14 protein-coding genes and 1 pseudogene are annotated in these 14,830 nt (G+C 67.4%); 8 read left to right on the forward strand and 7 right to left on the reverse strand.

What is annotated here, in order from left to right:
- Positions 1–97: 97 nt before the first annotated feature.
- Complete coding sequence (locus GV832_RS18995; protein WP_168776465.1) at positions 98–784, reverse strand: sugar transferase; 687 nt, start codon at positions 782–784, stop codon at positions 98–100.
- Positions 785–1,283: 499 nt separating this feature from the next.
- Here GV832_RS18995 and GV832_RS19000 point away from each other — a divergent pair, with 499 nt between their 5' ends.
- The 3 genes from GV832_RS19000 to GV832_RS19010 are packed head-to-tail and all read left to right on the forward strand — an operon-like array spanning position 1,284 to position 4,662.
- Positions 1,284–2,312: an ExeA family protein gene (locus GV832_RS19000; RefSeq protein ID WP_168776466.1), complete on the forward strand. Its 1,029-nt coding sequence runs from the start codon at positions 1,284–1,286 to the stop codon at positions 2,310–2,312.
- Positions 2,309–3,847, forward strand: a complete 1,539-nt coding sequence (locus GV832_RS19005; protein ID WP_168776467.1) for a GumC family protein — start codon at positions 2,309–2,311, stop codon at positions 3,845–3,847. Before GV832_RS19000 ends, GV832_RS19005 begins: the two co-directional genes overlap by 4 nt.
- A gap of 14 nt (positions 3,848–3,861) precedes the next feature.
- Complete coding sequence (locus tag GV832_RS19010) at positions 3,862–4,662, forward strand: P-loop NTPase (protein ID WP_168776468.1); 801 nt, start codon at positions 3,862–3,864, stop codon at positions 4,660–4,662.
- Here GV832_RS19010 and GV832_RS19015 read toward each other — a convergent pair.
- Together GV832_RS19015 and GV832_RS19020 are read right to left on the reverse strand one after the other, a co-directional pair.
- On the reverse strand, positions 4,659–5,741 hold the full coding sequence (locus GV832_RS19015) for an acyltransferase family protein (RefSeq protein WP_168776469.1): 1,083 nt from the start codon (positions 5,739–5,741) through the stop codon (positions 4,659–4,661). The two genes, GV832_RS19010 and GV832_RS19015, sit on opposite strands and share 4 nt — an antisense overlap.
- Positions 5,742–6,113: 372 nt before the next feature.
- On the reverse strand, positions 6,114–6,293 hold the full coding sequence (locus GV832_RS19020; RefSeq protein WP_168776470.1) for a hypothetical protein: 180 nt from the start codon (positions 6,291–6,293) through the stop codon (positions 6,114–6,116).
- Positions 6,294–6,312: 19 nt separating this feature from the next.
- Here GV832_RS19020 and GV832_RS19025 point away from each other — a divergent pair, with 19 nt between their 5' ends.
- Positions 6,313–6,885 carry a VPLPA-CTERM sorting domain-containing protein gene (locus tag GV832_RS19025; RefSeq protein ID WP_168776471.1) on the forward strand — a complete coding sequence of 191 codons (573 nt, stop codon included), beginning with the start codon at positions 6,313–6,315 and terminating at the stop codon, positions 6,883–6,885.
- A 119-nt stretch (positions 6,886–7,004) separates the two neighbouring features.
- On the opposite strand, the gene GV832_RS19030 is transcribed toward GV832_RS19025, so the two are convergent.
- The 3 genes from GV832_RS19030 to GV832_RS19040 are packed head-to-tail and all read right to left on the reverse strand — an operon-like array spanning position 7,005 to position 9,885.
- The gene (locus GV832_RS19030) at positions 7,005–7,721 is read right to left on the reverse strand and encodes a glycosyltransferase family 25 protein (protein WP_168776472.1); all 717 of its coding nucleotides are present in this window, start codon (positions 7,719–7,721) and stop codon (positions 7,005–7,007) included.
- Positions 7,718–9,022, reverse strand: coding sequence for a glycosyltransferase family 4 protein (locus tag GV832_RS19035; RefSeq protein WP_354001988.1), 1,305 nt, complete (start codon positions 9,020–9,022; stop codon positions 7,718–7,720). Before GV832_RS19035 ends, GV832_RS19030 begins: the two co-directional genes overlap by 4 nt.
- Entirely contained in the window at positions 9,019–9,885 is an 867-nt protein-coding gene (locus GV832_RS19040; RefSeq protein ID WP_168776473.1) for a glycosyltransferase family 2 protein, read from the reverse strand. Before GV832_RS19040 ends, GV832_RS19035 begins: the two co-directional genes overlap by 4 nt.
- A 282-nt stretch (positions 9,886–10,167) precedes the next feature.
- Here GV832_RS19040 and GV832_RS19045 point away from each other — a divergent pair, with 282 nt between their 5' ends.
- From GV832_RS19045 to GV832_RS19060, 4 genes are read left to right on the forward strand one after another with little or no spacing between them, the layout of a single operon-like run.
- Entirely contained in the window at positions 10,168–11,280 is a 1,113-nt protein-coding gene (locus GV832_RS19045; RefSeq protein ID WP_227754536.1) for a Gfo/Idh/MocA family protein, read from the forward strand.
- Between the two features lie 40 nt (positions 11,281–11,320).
- Complete coding sequence (locus GV832_RS19050) at positions 11,321–12,187, forward strand: hypothetical protein (protein ID WP_168776474.1); 867 nt, start codon at positions 11,321–11,323, stop codon at positions 12,185–12,187.
- Positions 12,184–12,954, forward strand: a complete 771-nt coding sequence (locus GV832_RS19055) for a WecB/TagA/CpsF family glycosyltransferase (protein WP_168776475.1) — start codon at positions 12,184–12,186, stop codon at positions 12,952–12,954. Before GV832_RS19050 ends, GV832_RS19055 begins: the two co-directional genes overlap by 4 nt.
- Positions 12,955–12,957: 3 nt before the next feature.
- Positions 12,958–13,938 carry an acyltransferase family protein gene (locus tag GV832_RS19060; RefSeq protein WP_168776476.1) on the forward strand — a complete coding sequence of 327 codons (981 nt, stop codon included), beginning with the start codon at positions 12,958–12,960 and terminating at the stop codon, positions 13,936–13,938.
- Here GV832_RS19060 and GV832_RS19065 read toward each other — a convergent pair.
- A pseudogene (locus GV832_RS19065) lies at positions 13,935–14,830 on the reverse strand (calcium-binding protein); the annotation flags it as partial. The gene GV832_RS19060 and the pseudogene GV832_RS19065 sit on opposite strands and share 4 nt — an antisense overlap.

Consider the following 14,830-nt stretch of genomic DNA (forward strand, 5'->3'; position numbering starts at 1 on the left):
GATCGCGCCCGGGACATCCGGCGCATCCTGACCGTGTTTTGCTGTGGATTTGCCTCTTTGGGAAGCACCGATCGGAGCCCGGCCCCGACCTTGCCGTTCAATATCCCGTGCCCCGCAGCACCACGGAGAGGGTCTGCCAGATCAGGCTGGCGTCATGGGCCAGGCTGACCCGGCGGCAATAGTCCAGGTCGTAATCGGCGCGGCGGGCAAAGGTCGTCTCGTTGCGGTCGGACACTTGCCAGGGGCCGGTCACGCCGGGGCGCAGCGCGTAATAGGCGCGGCCGGGATACATCTTGCGCTGGTTGGGCATCATCGGACGGGGCCCGACCAGGGACATCTCGCCCTTCAGCACGTTCCACAGCTGCGGCAGCTCATCGAGCGAGGATTTGCGCAGGAAGCGGCCAAAGGCGGTGATGCGCGGATCGGCCTTCAGCTTCTGCGTCTCGCGCCATTCGGCCGCGGCCTCGGGGTCGCTGTCCAGGTAGGCCGCCAGCTTCTCATCGGCATCGGGCACCATGGTGCGCAGCTTCATCATGCGGAAGGTCCGGCCATGGCGGCCGACGCGTTCGGACCAGTAAAAGGCCGAATGCCCGTCGCGGCGGATGTAAAGCGCGATGGGCAGGATGACCAGGATCACGAAGGGCGCGGCCAAGAGCACGAGGCCCATGTCGATCAGGCGCTTGAAGGTGCCGACATAGAGCCCGAATGCGGGACTTTCGGCTTCGGAGGGGCGCACCAGGCCCGAGGCAGTCTCGGACACGATCTCCACGGGCTCAAAACTCATCCGCAACCTCCTGCGCTCCCGGGTCCGGGAGCGGAAAACAACAGGTCGCGCCAAATTTCGCGCAACCGCACACAACCGGAGCCGGGCTCCGAACCAAACAGCCTGTCCAAAGGGGGTGTCCCCTATACTTTCGGCTACTACAAATTTCCGGGTATTTCGACAAAAAACGAACTGTTAACCACTTTTGGGCGCATATCCCCCGAAAATGGGGCGATCTTGCCCATTTGCCCCCGGAGATTGTTTCCAAGACCCCCATAATGCCCCCCATTCTGTCCCCGGTAGCGCCCCCGGAAACCTCCCCGGCATATCCGCCCCCCGCAAGGCAGCCGGGCGGCTTCGCGGGCCGGATGCTGCCTTGCAGCAAAACCGGGGCGGGAAATTCCGCCGCGAATCATCCCCGCCCGCATCGGACTGTTGCTTTTGCTTGCCGCCTGGCCCAGATGGGGGGAAAGATGTTGGTGAGGGGGTCTCCCCGGATTTGATGGGTTCAAAGGCAAGCATGGTCGACAGGCCTCAGGAGAGACCCGGACAGGGCGGGGCGGCGGGCCTGCAGTCCAGGACCCGGGGACCCGAGAGGGACGCCGGGCTCGCGCCGCCCGATGTGCCCAATACCGGCGCGCATCTGCGCCAGAGCTTTTACGCCGAACATTTCGGCTTCCACGACCATCCCTTCACCCTGATGCCCGACCCTTCCATGATCCTGTGGAGCCGGGCCTATCGCCGCGCCTTCTCGGTCCTGGAATATGGCGTCATCTCGGGCTCGCCCATCACGCTTCTGACCGGGGGGATCGGCTGCGGCAAGACCACGCTTTTGCGCGAACTCCTGACCCGGCTGGATGAGACGGTGACCGTGGCGCTCGTGTCCAATGCACAAGGAGGGCGGGGCGAGCTTCTGCAATGGGTGCTCAACGCCCTGGGCCTCGGCTTCGATCCGGCCGCGGGCTATGTCGCGCTGTTTCAAACCCTGCGCGATTTCCTCGTGGCCGAATATGCCGCCGGGCGCCGGACGCTCTTGATCTTCGACGAGGCGCAGAACCTGTCGATCGAAAGCCTCGAAGAGCTGCGGATGCTGACCAATGTGAATTACGGCAAGGATGTCGTGGTGCAACTGGTCCTGACCGGCCAGCCCGAGCTGCGCGATCTGGTGCGCAGCCCCAGGCTGGAACAATTGGCGCAGCGCATCGCCGTGAGTTACGACCTGACGCCCTTGGATGCCCCGACCACCGCCGATTTCATCCGCCACCGGCTGACGGCCGCAGGCGGCACGGGGGCCGAGTTCGACGAGGGCGCCCTGGCCATGATCCACCGCGTCTCGAAAGGCGTGCCCCGGCTGATCAACCAGTTCTGCGACATCTCGCTCCTCTATGCCTGGACCGCCGATCAGCGCCAGGTGGGCGAGACCCTCCTGGCCCAGGTGCTGGAGGACAATATCTTCTTCGCGGCCCAAGGGTTGAAAGAGGCCGCCAAAGAGCTGGGCGCCAGCCCCGATGCTTCCGACACCTCCCCTTCCGAGAGAAACCCGGCATGACCCTCGATCTGCGCTATTACCTCGCCGTCCTGTTGCGGCGGCTGCATTGGGTGGTCCTGAGCTTTGCCGCCGTCACGGCCCTGTCGCTGGTCGTGGCCTACCGGATGACGCCGATCTACGAAAGCGCCGCGCGGCTGCTCCTGGAAAGCCCGCAGATCCCCGACAGCCTGGCCGCGCCCACGGTGGACACGGCAGCCCTGGAACAGTTGCAGATCGTCGAACAGCGCCTGATGACGCGGCAGAACCTTCTGGACATCGCCCGCAAGTTCAACGCCCTGCCCAATACCGCCAGCCTCTCTCCCGACGAGATCGTCGAGGGGATGCGCCGGGCCACGGTGATCGTGAAACAGGCCGGCCGCGAGCAGGCGACCTTGATGACCATCAGCTTCAGCGCCCCCCAGGCCAAGGCGGCGGCCGATGTGGTGAACGAATACGTGACGCGGATCCTGGCCGACAACACGGCGATCCGCGCAGGCCAGGCCCAGGACACGCTGCAATTCTTCAAGCAGGAGGCCGACCGGCTCTCGGCCGACCTGTCCACGCAAAGCGGCGCCATCCTGGACTTTCAGAACAAGAATGCCGATGCCCTGCCCGACACGCTGGAATATCGCCTGACCCAGCAATCGACCCTGACCGAGCGCCTGGCCTCGGTCAACCGCGACATCGCCAGCCTCAAGGACCAGCGCGCCCGCCTGGCCGAGATCTACCGCGCCACGGGCCAGCTTGGCCCCGCGCAGGAGACGCCCGAGGCGCGCGAGCTGGCGCAGCTGCAGACCGATCTCGCCCGGGCCCGCGCCGTCTATGCGCCGACCCATCCCAAGATCGCGCTGATGGAAGAGACCATCGCCCAGTTGCAGGCCAAGATCGCGGCCCAGGAAGCGAGCGCGGGCGACGCGGCGAAAGATCCCGCCGCCCCGGCCACGATGACCCCGCTGGACATCCAGAACGCCCAGATCGACTCGCAACTGACCCAGCTCGAGGTTCAGGCCCGCGACATCACCACGCAACTGGCCGCCCTGAAGGATTCCATCGACCGCACCGCCGCCGTGGCCGTGCAGCTCCAGGCCCTGCAGCGCGATTACGAGAACACGCAAGCCCAATATGCCACCGCCACCGACCGGCTGTCCAAGGCCTCGACCGGCGAGCGGATCGAGGCCCTGGCCAAGGGCCAGCGCATCGGCGTCCTCGATGCCGCCACCGTGCCCGACAGCCCCTCGCGGCCCAACCGCTTCAAGATCGCCCTGACCGGCGCCGTGGCGGGCCTTGTCCTGGGCTTCGGCCTGGTGATCCTGGCCGAGATCCTGAACTCGGCCATCCGCCGCCCCGTGGACCTGGAACGGCATTTGCAGATCACCCCCATCGGGGTCATCCCCTATATGCATACCCCACGCGAGATCCTGATGCGGCGCATCTGGATCGGGGGCGGCCTGATCGCCGTGGTGGGCGGCCTGCCGCTGGCGGTCTGGGCGCTGGACACCTGGTATATGCCCGTCGACCTGATCATCGCCAAGATCGTCAAGAAACTCGGTCTCTGAAGGAGCCTTTGCCCATGGAAAGACTGGAAGCCGCCATGGTCAAGGCCCGCGCCGCGCGCAAGACGGCGCTGGCGCGGCGCGCCCCCCAGGCCGCGCCCGCCGTCGAGCTGGACGTGGCCCCCCTGCCCCCCGTGCTGATCGGCCCCGAGCTTGCGCGGCGCCAGAGGCTGGGGGCGCTTCTGGGCCCCGGCCCGGCCACGCCCCATGACATCCTGCGCTCGCGCGTGGTGCGGCAGATGGGGGAAAAGGGCTGGCGGCGGCTGGCGGTGACCTCGGCCACCGGGCAATGCGGCAAGTCGACGCTCGCCCTGAACCTGGCGCTGTCCCTGGCCCGCTATGGCCAGTTCCGCATCATGACGCTGGATTTCGACCTGCGCCGCCCGGCGCTGGCGCGGCTTTTGGAACTGCGCCAGCCGCCCGAGATCGCGGGGCTTTTGGCCGGGGGCAAGCTGGCCGATCACGGCTTTTCCTTCGGCACCAACCTGTGCCTGGTTCCCAATGGCCGCCCCGTGCTGCAATCGGCCGAGATCCTGCAGGATGCCGCCACCCAGGCGACGCTGGAGCGGCTCGAGGCCGAGTGGAAGCCCGATATCCTGATCTTCGACCTGCCGCCGATCCAGGGCAATGACGACGCCCTGGGCTTTCTGCCCCATGTCGATTGCGCGCTGATCGTGGCGGCTGCGGAAGAGACCACCCTGCCCCAGCTCGACCGCTGCGAGGCCGAGGTCGGGCAACTGACCAATGTGCTGGGCGTGGTCCTGAACAAGTGCCGCTATGCCGACCGCAGCACGGGGTTCGACCAGAGCTATTACTAGCCCGCCTTCGGCCGGAACCGCCGCACCCAGGTCTCCAGGGTGCGGAAGCTGATCTCGGCCATCAGGAAGGACAGGGCCGCATAGGTGACCAGCACGAGCCCGGGCGCATCGGCCCCCAGGCGCCCCAGCACGGCATGGGTGATGTGCAGGGCAAAAAGGTGATAGAGGTAAACGCCGTAGCTGATCTCGCCCAGCCGCGCCAGGGGGCGCCAGTGCAGGACCCCGGCCAGCCCGTTGTCCTCGCGCAGGACCAGGGCGGCCAGCGTGGCCGTCATGCCCAGGTGGAGGGCCAGGTTGGGCCATCCGCGCAGATCCCCGGGCAGGATCATGACCAGGAGGACGAGCCCCGCCATCAGGACCGGCGCCGCCGCCCGTGAGCCCAGGGCGAAGGACAGGGCCGCAAAGCCCGCGCGGCGATCGAGGATCAGCGCCAGGGCCGCCCCCATCAGGATCGGCGCATAGGTCGCATTGGGCAGGGCGATCCACAGGGGCCCCAGCGCGAAGGGCTCCAGCCCCAGGGGCGCGAAGGCCCCCATGATCCCCGCGACATTGGCCGCCACCAGGACCCCCAGCACCGGCAGGGCCGCCCGCCGCGGCACAAGCCGCAGGGCCAGGGGCCAAAGCAGATAGAACTGCTCCTCGACCGAAAGCGACCAGGTCGGCGCCAGGAGCGGGATGTCCTCCTGCAGGAAATTCGCGAGAAACAGCAGGTAGAAGGGCAAAAGCGCCAGGTATTCGGTCTGGCCCTTGATGACGATATATCCGCCCGCCGCCACCCCCACGACCAGAAGATAGGGCGGCAGGATGCGCAGCGCGCGGCGGATATAGAAGTTGCGCAGGGAAAACCCGCCCGCCCGCGCCTCTTCGCGCAAGAGAAGCGTGGTGATCAGGAAGCCCGAGAGCACGAAGAAGAAATCCACGCCCAGGAAGCCGCGCTGCGCCAGGGGGGGCAGGTCGGCCATGGCCGCGCCCAGGGGATAATGGTGCCAGAGCACCGCCGCGATGCAGAGAAACCGCAACCCGTCCAGCGCGGCGAATCGGCTTTTGTTCTGCCAGGTCTCGAAAGCATCCGGGGGCAAGGCGACCTCGTGATTTCCGGGCTCCCGGGCGGAAGCGCCCGGGAAGAATGGCCGGCATGACACGATTTTCAGCCGCCCGGCGCAAGGGTCCGCCCCAAAATTCGGCACGGGCCGCCTGGGGGGCCGGTGCCGGGGGGGCGCGGCGGGCGCACGCTGGCAAGAAATTGATTCAAAATGATTTTGACCCGGTCTTGCGCAGGGAGGGCGGCCCGGGATGGCGGTCCTGGCGCCGGGAGAGTGCCGAGAAATGCAACCTGGAGGCGAATGACCCCGGCCTGGAGCCCGGCGGGGGCTCCGGGCGGCGGTCAATCCGCACGCAGATGCGGAAAAACCCGTTTTTGTCATGACAGGGGGCGGGAAACTTGGTATGAGTTAATGCAAGATGAACAGGTCGGCGCGCGATTCACCTTGTGGTGGGCCGTGTCGATGCGTGAACGGTTCGGCCTTTGGCCCAATGGGAATGGTGCGTGTGATGAAAAAGATTCTTGCCCTGACTGCGGCGGCATTGCTCGCCACCACTTCTGTGGTTTCCGCAGCTTCTTTGAGCTTCATCGGAACGGGTGGGTCCTCCGTGACCCTGGGTTCCAACTTCAACCCCGGTCCTGCCGTGTCGGGCCTCGGGACCGGTTCGGTCATCACCTCCTATGGCGGCAGCGGGTCGGGCGCCCTGAGCGGCGGCTTGGCCGTGACCGGTGCAGCCCAGGTCACCGTGACCGTCATGGCCTTCCAGCGCGCCGTCGCGGACTCGGTCACCAACCTGGATGATGCGCTGACGGCGACGACCGCGAACCTCGGCCAGTCGTTCTTCTCGTCGGTGCTGCAGTCGAGCCTGACCACCAGCTATGTGGCCCTGGGCTTCAACAACATCAGCAACAACGGCTCGATCGGCAACGGGGATGCTTTCAACTCCGGCGCCAACGGCAACATCTTCATCGCCTTCTCGGCGATCTTCAACGGCGGCAAGTCGGTCTATGCCCTGTTCGAAGACGGCAAGGGTTCGCCTGACTTCAACAATGACTACGACGACATGATCGTCCGCATCGATCTGACCGACATCACCCCGGTTCCGGCTCCGGCCGCTGGCCTCCTGCTGCTCTCGGGCCTCGCTGGCCTGGGCCTGATGCGCCGCCGCAAGCAGTCCTGAACCCAGGTCGGAAAGCGTCTGACCCGACGCTTTCCCATCACGACCCTTCCAAAAGACCCGGAGCGCAAACCGCTCCGGGTCTTTTGCAATCCAGCCCGCCCCCAGGCCGGGGCACCGGATCACCCCCGCAGCCGGTTGCGGATCCGACGCAGCAGGGTCACGAAGGGCAGCCGGTCTTTCCAGCCCGTCTCTGCGATATCGGTGCGCGAGGCGCGTTGCACGGCCCATTGCCGGGCCGTCGCCAGGGCCTTGATCTCGGGATGGGCGCGGCGGAACCAGTTGTAGGCGCCGTCGACATGCATGGGCCCGCCCTGCGGATCGCCGGGCGGGCGTTGCAGGATGGCCTCGAGATAGGGGATCAGCGCCGCGATGGCCGCGCGGCGACAGAGGATGGCATGAGAGGTCTGAAGCGTGTGCCCTGGCGCCAGGGCAAAGCACTCCGCAGCGGGATGGCCGAGGGGCTCGATGATCTTGTGCCCCAGCCAGACCATATCCCAATCCCCCGCCATCAGCCGCGCCGCCGCCGCCGTCTCCAGGAAGGGCGGGGCGAAATCGGCATCATCCTCCAGGACCAGAATCTGGCCATGTCCCGCCGCATGGGCCGCGCGCAAGACGCCGAGATGGCTGAGGAAACAGCCCCGCGCGCCGATCGAGGGGAAGGGCCCGGCCTCCTGCGGCCGCAGGGCCGGGAAGAGCGTCACATTGGCCGCATCCAGCCCCGAACCCGCCTTGCGCAACTGCGCCTCGATCTCGGCGCGCCGGTCGCTGCGATGGGGCAGGTTGATCACATAGACCTGGTCAACCTGGGACAGGATGGGGGACAGGATCGGGTTCATGATGGCTCCCCGGGGCGCTGGCCCCCTGGTTGTGTTTGGGGCAAGCGTGGTTCGGGCCCATGTGTTTCGGGCAAGCGTGGTTCGGGCCGCAGACCCTGCCCCCGGCCCGCGAAGAGCTCGGCCAGCCAGGCGGCCTCGGCCTGGATGTCATGTTCCGCCTCGACCTTGGCGCGGCCGGCCGCGCCCATCCGGGCGCGCAGGTCCGGGTCGGACAGAAGCCGGTCCATCGCCACAGCCAGCCCCGCCACATCGCCCGGCGCCACGATCAGCCCCGAGACCCCGTCCCGGACCAGCTCGCTGACGCCTGCGACCTGGGTGGCGATGACGGGCACGCGGGCGGCAAGCGCCTCCATCAGCACCACGGGCAATCCTTCGGCGAAAGAGGGCAGGACCAGCATATCCGCCTCTGCCAGCAGTTCGGCCACCTGGCCCTCGTCGAGATAGCCCGGGAAGGCGACCTCGAGCCCCAGCGCCCGCGCCCGCGCCTCGAGCCGCGAACGGATGCGGCCATCGCCTGCGACCGTCAGCCGGGCCTCGGGGTGGCGGGCCTTCACCGCGGCAAAGGCCTCGAGCAGCAGGGGCACGCCTTTCACCGGATCGAGGCGGCCGACGAAGACCACATGGCCGCCCCCGCCCCGGCTGGCGGGATAAAGCGCGGGCCTGATGCCGCAATGGACGATGCGCAGCCTGCCCCAATCGGCCTCGTCGGAAAAGAGCATGGCCTGGCTGCGGCAGAAATGGCTGATGCAGGCGACAAAGGCCGCGCGGGCGATCTTGACGTCCAGCCGCCAATGCCGCGGCGCAAAGAAGATGTCGGGGCCATGCAGGGTGATGGAAAAGGGCAGGCCCGCCATATGGGCCGCGACCATGGTCAGGGTTCCGCTGGCATCGCCGAAATGATTGTGCAGATGGGTGACGCCCCGGGCGCGGGCATGATCGGCCAGGATCCCGGCCTCGAGGAAATAGAAAGCCTGCCAGATCAGGGCCTTGAGCCCCGGCGGCCGGGTCTTCCAGGCCAGGGAGAGCGCCGAAAGCCAGCGGCCCCGCCGCATCATCGCCAGATGGGCGCGGATCAGCCGCAGGGGGTTCCTGGCGGCCTGGATCACGCCGAAGGTGCGGGCGTCCTCGGCCTCTTGCGCGGCGCCCACCATGCCCGAGGCGGCAGGCTTGCGCACCGTGCAGGCCTCGACCCGCAGACCCATGGCCCGCAGGGTCTCGATCTCGCGCTGGATGAAGGTGTGAGAGACGCGGGGATATTCGCTGATGACATAGGCCAGAACGGGGGTTTGATCGGGGGTCACCGGCGCCTCCACCACAGAAGTTTTCCCAATCCGCCCCAGGCCTTGGCCCGAAGCGCGCCCCTTGCGGCGAGGGGCAGTTGCGCCGCCAGGCCGAAGCCCAGAGCCTGGACCGCCCCCGCCGCCATCCAGAAGCCCACGCGCAGCCAATGCCCGCCCCCGGCCTCGACCAGGCTGCGCAACTGCCCGCCATGGAAGCGGCGCCGGCAGAGGTAATCCTCCGTCAGGCGGCTGGCGGGCACATGTTCGAAGACCTCGGCGCCGGCGGCCCAGGTCAGGCCCAGGCCCAGGTCCTCGGCCAGGTGGCGCAGGAACCAGACATCCTCGCCCCCCGCATCGAAGCGCAGATCGAAAGGCGCCCCCCGGCCAAAGCAGCGCGCCCGGTCGAAAAGCGCATTGCCCGTGCCAAGCCAGGCCCTTTGGCCGGTGACATCGGCGCCCTCTTCCAGGCCCAGGTCGCGCGAGAACATGGCGGTGAAGGCGGCTTCGAGCCCCGGGGGGGGCGGGACGGCGAAGACCGGGCGCACCGGGCCGAAGGCGGCGGCCACCCCCGCCTCGGCCAGGCGGCGCCAGGCCGCAAGCCAGCCCGGCCCCGGCCTTTCGTCATCGTCGATGAAAAGCACATGGCCCCCCCGCGCCGCCGCCACCCCGGCATTGCGCGCCCGCGCCACGCCGGGCTGCGGCTCGTGCAGGTAAAGCGCCCGCGCCTGGGCCTCCACGACCTGCCGCGCCCCGGCCTCGGGGCTGTTGTCCACCACCAGGAGCTCGACATCCCCGGGCAGGTCCGGGGCCAGGACCGCCAAGAGCGCCGCCAGGTCCTCGGGGCGACGAAAGGTCGGGATGACGATGGAAATCAGCGGCGTCACGGCAGGGCATCCGGGAAGGGAGGGGGCAGGAAGGCAAAACGGGTCACTGTCAAATTCTGGTCGCCTTCCCGATCCATGCGCCAGGCCCGCCAGGCCCATCGCAGATTTTCGCAGTTATGAAAGAGAAACCGGCTGATCGAAAGCCCTTCTGACACAGGGCCGCAACAGAATGGTGTCACTGGGTCCTCGGAGCCGCTTCTGACTTGCCAAGGGCCAAGGGCTGTGAAAACTGCCCCGAACCCTGTTCCTGACCCGTCCTGCCCCTTTCCGGAAGACCTGCGATTGACCAAGCCACCTGCCGCCGCCAGAACCCGCATCGCCGTCGTGGGCCTGGGCAAGATGGGGCTCTCCCATTTCGCCATGGTCAATGCCCATCCCGAGGTCACGGCCATGGCCTGCGATGCGGGGGGCTTCCTGACCGATGTGCTGGAGAAGAACATCAAGGCCCCGGTCTTTCGCGACTATGACGCCATGCTGGCCTCGGAGCCGCTGGACGCCGTGCTGATCGCCACGCCCTCGCGCCTGCATGGACCCATGGTGCGGGCGGCGCTGGAGCGCGGATGCCATGTGTTCTGCGAAAAGCCCTTCACGCTGGATTGGCGCCTGTCCGAAGAGCTGGCCGACCTCGCCGAGGCGAAAGGCCTCGTGAACCGGGTGGGCTATCATTACCGCCATGTCGGCGCCTTTGGCGAAGTGGCGCGGTTGCTGAGCGCCGGCGCCATAGGCCAGGTCACCCATGTCCTGGCCGAGGCTTACGGCCCCGTGGTCCTGGCCCCCAAGCGGTCCACCTGGCGAAGCCAGAAGGGCGAGGGGGGGGGCTGTCTCTATGACTATGCCGCCCATCCGCTGAACCTTCTGAACTGGTATTTCGGCACGCCGGTTTCGGTGGCGGGCTCGGTGCTCGCGCCGATCTTTTCCACCGATGTCGATGACCAGGTCATGTCGACCCTGCGCTTTGCAAATGGCGCCACGGCGCAGCTTTCGGTCAATTGGTCGGATGATTCACAGCGCAAGATGACCACCAGGCTGACCTTCATCGGCACCAATGGCCGCATCTTCGCCGACCGGCAGGAATGCCAGATCTACCTGAGGAAAGCGGTCGAGGCCCTGCCCGACATCCCCCAGGGCCATAGCGTGAAATACACGACCGAATTGACGACCGACCCCTGGTTCTATCTGCGCGGCGAGGAATATTCGCACCAGATCGGCGACTTCGTGGCAGAGATCCGGGGAGAGGCGCCCTCGGGCGTGCCCAATGACTTCCGCGCGGCCGCCCAGACCGACCGGACCATCGCCATGATCCTGGAGGACCAGGCGGGCCTGGCCGCCCCCCCCCGCCCCGTTTCAAGGCGCCCCGAAACCCCGAGGAAGCGCCGCTTCTTCGGCCTGTTGTGAAAGGGCGCATCCGATGACCCACCAGCCCGAAACTCACCAGATGGACCGCCTTCTGTTCGGCGACAACCAGTTCTTCGGCGTCAACCACATGTCCGAAGACAAGGCCCGCGCCCAGATGATGCGCTTTCGCGACACGGGCGCCATCATGGAGGTGCTGGACCAGGCCTATGACGCGGGCATCCGCACCTTCATGTGCACGACCCATGAACGCATCCGCGAGGTGGCCGATGTGGTGCGGGCCAACCCCGCCCGCTATCCGGATTTCCTGTTTTACCCCTGCATGCCCTATGCCCATAAATATGCCAATGCGATGACCGATCTCGGGCTCGTCGGCGCGATTTCCAGCTTCCTGCCCGAGGGCGGCAAGATGGCGGCCATGCTCTCGGGCGGCATGGCCCTGGCGCAAAAGGATGCGGGCTCCATCGCGCGGCTGCTGATCGACGCGGAAATGAAGATGTTCGCGGGCCTCAAGACCCCGGTGATCTTTTTGCAAAACGTCTTCACCGACCTGATGCTGGGCTTAGGGTTTACCGGCGCTTTCCGCATCTTCCACGACCATGTCCGCGAAAAATACGGCGCCGAGCCCGGTTACATCACCATGAACCTGCCCGCGCTTTACAAGGCGCTGAGCGAGGAGGGCATCGAGAACCCGGTGATCTGCGCCAATATCAACAAGATCGGCTTCCGGATGTGCGGCGGCCACCAGGCCTATCTGGACGTGCTGCAGAACGGCCGGCTCCAGGCCGTGGCCATGTCGGTCTATGCCTCGGGCGCCATCCCGGCCGAAGAGGCGATTTCCTGGGTCACCGCCCTGCCCAACCTGAAATCCATCGTCTTCGGCGCCTCCTCGCGCGGGAACATACTCTCCACCCGCGACCTCGTGGCCCAGCATTGGAAGCACCCATGAAGATCACGCGGCCCCTGAAGCGGGTTCCGATCCTGAATGCCTTCGTCCATGACCTGACCATGGCGGAACTCATCGCGGGCATGGACGAGGGCCTGCTTCTGACCCTTCATGTCGACAGCCTGATGAAGATGCAGAAGGACCGCGAATTCCGCGACCTCCTGCCCCTTTTCGACGTGGTGACCTGCGACAGCCAGATCATGTATTTCGCGCTGAAGTTCTTAGGGACGCCGGTGGTGGAACGCGTCTCGGGCTCGGATTACTTCCCGCTGTTCTATGCCCATCACCGCGACAATCCCGCGATGACGGTCTTCCTTTGCGGCGGCCAGCCGGGGATCGCGGAAATCGCGGCCGAGAAGATCAATGCGAAAGCCGGCCGCCGGATGGTGGTGGGCGCCTATGCGCCGCCCTTCGACTATGACCGGAACCCGGAGGAAATCGAGCGCATGATCGCCGCCATCAATGCCTCGGGGGCCACCGCGCTTCTGGTGGGGCTTGGCGGCGGGCGGCAAGAGAAGTTCATGGTGAAATACCGCGACCGCATGCCGGGGGTGAAGCTTTACCTGCCGCTTGGCGGGACGATCGATTACGAGGCCGGCACCTTCCAGCGCCCGCCCGCCTGGATCACGACGGCGGGGCTGGAATGGCTCTGGCGCCTGGTGAAAGAGCCCCGGCAGCGCTGGCGCCGCTATGTGCTGCATCAACCCCCGGTGCTCTGGCGGCTCTTGCAGCAGAAGCTCGGGCTTTACCGCGATCCTTTCGGGGGCTGAACCATGGCCGGTGAGGGGCATATCCGCGAGCTGGACGGGGTGCGGGGCCTGTCGATCCTCCTGGTCCTGGCCACCCATCTTCTGCCCCTGGGGCCCAAGGTCCTGCAGCTGAATGCCATGACCGGGCTGATGGGGATGAGCCTCTTCTTCTGCCTTTCGGGCTTTCTGATCACCCGCTTCCTGTGGGAGCGCCCCGATGTCCCGGTCTTCCTGGTCCGGCGCCTGGCGCGGATCTATCCGCTTCTGGCGCTTTATGCCGTGGTCGTGGTGGGGATCGCGCTGGGGCGCTGGGATGCGGTGCAGGGCATCCTCTTGACCTATCTGAACTATGACGATGCGATCCTGACCGAGGGCACGGGGCATCTCTGGTCGATCTGCGTCGAGCTGCATTTCTACTTCGGCATCGCCCTGGCCGTGGCCCTGGCCGGGCGGCGCGGCTTCTGGATCGTGCCGGTCCTGGCCCTGGTCGTGCTGGCCCTGCGGATCGAGGGGGGCGCGCTGGTCAGCATCCGCACCCATCTGCGGGTCGACGAGATCCTCTCGGGCAGCCTCCTGGCCCTGGCCTGGACCCATCGCGATCACCCGCTGTCCAGGGCCCTGCAACGGGCCGCCGCCGGGGGGCTATGGCCGGTGCTCGGCCTCCTTTGGCTCCTGTCCTGCCACGAGATCGGCGGCGCGCTCGGCTATGCCCGACCCTGGCTGACCATGGCCACCGTGGCGGGCCTGCTCTTCCGCGCCGAGGGGAGCCTGCGGCGCATGGCCCGCCACCCGGTCCTGGCCTGGCTCGCGGGGATTTCCTATGCGCTTTATATCTGGCACCCGGCCATGGCGCTGGGATGGCTGGGCAGTGGCGGCGGTTTCACGCGCTACCTGGTCAAGCGGCCGATCACCTTTGCCCTGACCTTCGCCCTGTCGCATCTGTCGACCCGGTTCTACGAGGCCTGGTTCATCGAGGCCGCCCGGCGCTTCGGCAAGGGCCACTAGATCAGCGCCAGGACCCAGTCGAGATCGCCGAGGCCCAGCCCGCGCAGCGTGATGCTGTCGGCGCCGTGGTGCAGGACCAGGGCCCCCGCCTCTTCGCGCGCCAGGGCCACCAGGGCGGCACGGTCGGGCAGATCCCAGGCCCTCAGGTTCAGCCGGTCATGCGGGGCAAAGTCGATGATCACGTCGTGCCCGCTGTTCGCCCCGAAGACAAAGGCATCCGCCCCGCCGCCGCCGCGCATCAGATCGTCGCCGCCGCCGCCGAAAAGCCGGTCTTCGCCATAGCCGCCATCCAGGCTGTCCTGGCCCAGGCCGCCGAAAAGCCGGTCGCGCCCGCCGGCGCCAAAGACAAGGTCATCGGCGTCGAGGCCGCAGAAGGTGTCATTGCCCGTCGTGGCCTGGATCGCCCCGGCGCCCAGGATCAGCGCGCCCTGCGCGAGGGCCTGGGCCACGGTTCCCGCCCAGCCGCTGCCCGAGCGATAGGCCCCATCCCCCGCCAGGCCCAGGGCCTCGCCCAGGGCCGTGTCCGCCGCAATGGCCCGGATCATGACGCCGGACCCCGCAGATTGGGGGTTTGGAGAGAGGACCTGCACCAGGGCCCCCTCGGCCGCGACCTGCGCGCCCGGGGCGGCCCAGACCACCCGGTTGGTGCCCGCGTCGAGCCGGGGCAGATAGTGATCGAGCGAGACCGTGATGCCGCCGTCAAAGCGCAGGACCTCGACCGAGCGGAGGAGCCAGGAGCTCCCCTGCCCCGCCCCGGCCGTGGCGGTGATCCTGACCATGTCGCCGTCGCGGGTTGCGGTGTAGTCGGTGGGGGTTCCGGTCAGGAGGAGGATGTCGCGGCCGCCCTCCCCGGCGATGGCGTCCTGGCCGCGGCCGGGGGTGAAGCGGTCAT

It is taken from the genome of Stagnihabitans tardus (assembly GCF_009925085.1).
Classification (GTDB): domain Bacteria; phylum Pseudomonadota; class Alphaproteobacteria; order Rhodobacterales; family Rhodobacteraceae; genus Stagnihabitans; species Stagnihabitans tardus.

Excerpts from the sequence above, each read along its gene's own strand:
- GV832_RS18995 (WP_168776465.1), bottom strand. The coding sequence starts at position 784 with ATGAGTTTTGAGCCCGTGGAGATCGTGTCCGAGACTGCCTCGGGCCTG.
- GV832_RS19000 (WP_168776466.1), top strand. The coding sequence starts at position 1,284 with ATGGTCGACAGGCCTCAGGAGAGACCCGGACAGGGCGGGGCGGCGGGC.
- GV832_RS19005 (WP_168776467.1), top strand. The coding sequence starts at position 2,309 with ATGACCCTCGATCTGCGCTATTACCTCGCCGTCCTGTTGCGGCGGCTG.
- GV832_RS19010 (WP_168776468.1), top strand. The coding sequence starts at position 3,862 with ATGGAAAGACTGGAAGCCGCCATGGTCAAGGCCCGCGCCGCGCGCAAG.
- GV832_RS19020 (WP_168776470.1), bottom strand. The coding sequence starts at position 6,293 with ATGAAGCTCAAAGAAGCTGCGGAAACCACAGAAGTGGTGGCGAGCAAT.
- GV832_RS19030 (WP_168776472.1), bottom strand. The coding sequence starts at position 7,721 with ATGAACCCGATCCTGTCCCCCATCCTGTCCCAGGTTGACCAGGTCTAT.
- GV832_RS19050 (WP_168776474.1), top strand. The coding sequence starts at position 11,321 with ATGGACCGCCTTCTGTTCGGCGACAACCAGTTCTTCGGCGTCAACCAC.
- GV832_RS19055 (WP_168776475.1), top strand. The coding sequence starts at position 12,184 with ATGAAGATCACGCGGCCCCTGAAGCGGGTTCCGATCCTGAATGCCTTC.
- GV832_RS19060 (WP_168776476.1), top strand. The coding sequence starts at position 12,958 with ATGGCCGGTGAGGGGCATATCCGCGAGCTGGACGGGGTGCGGGGCCTG.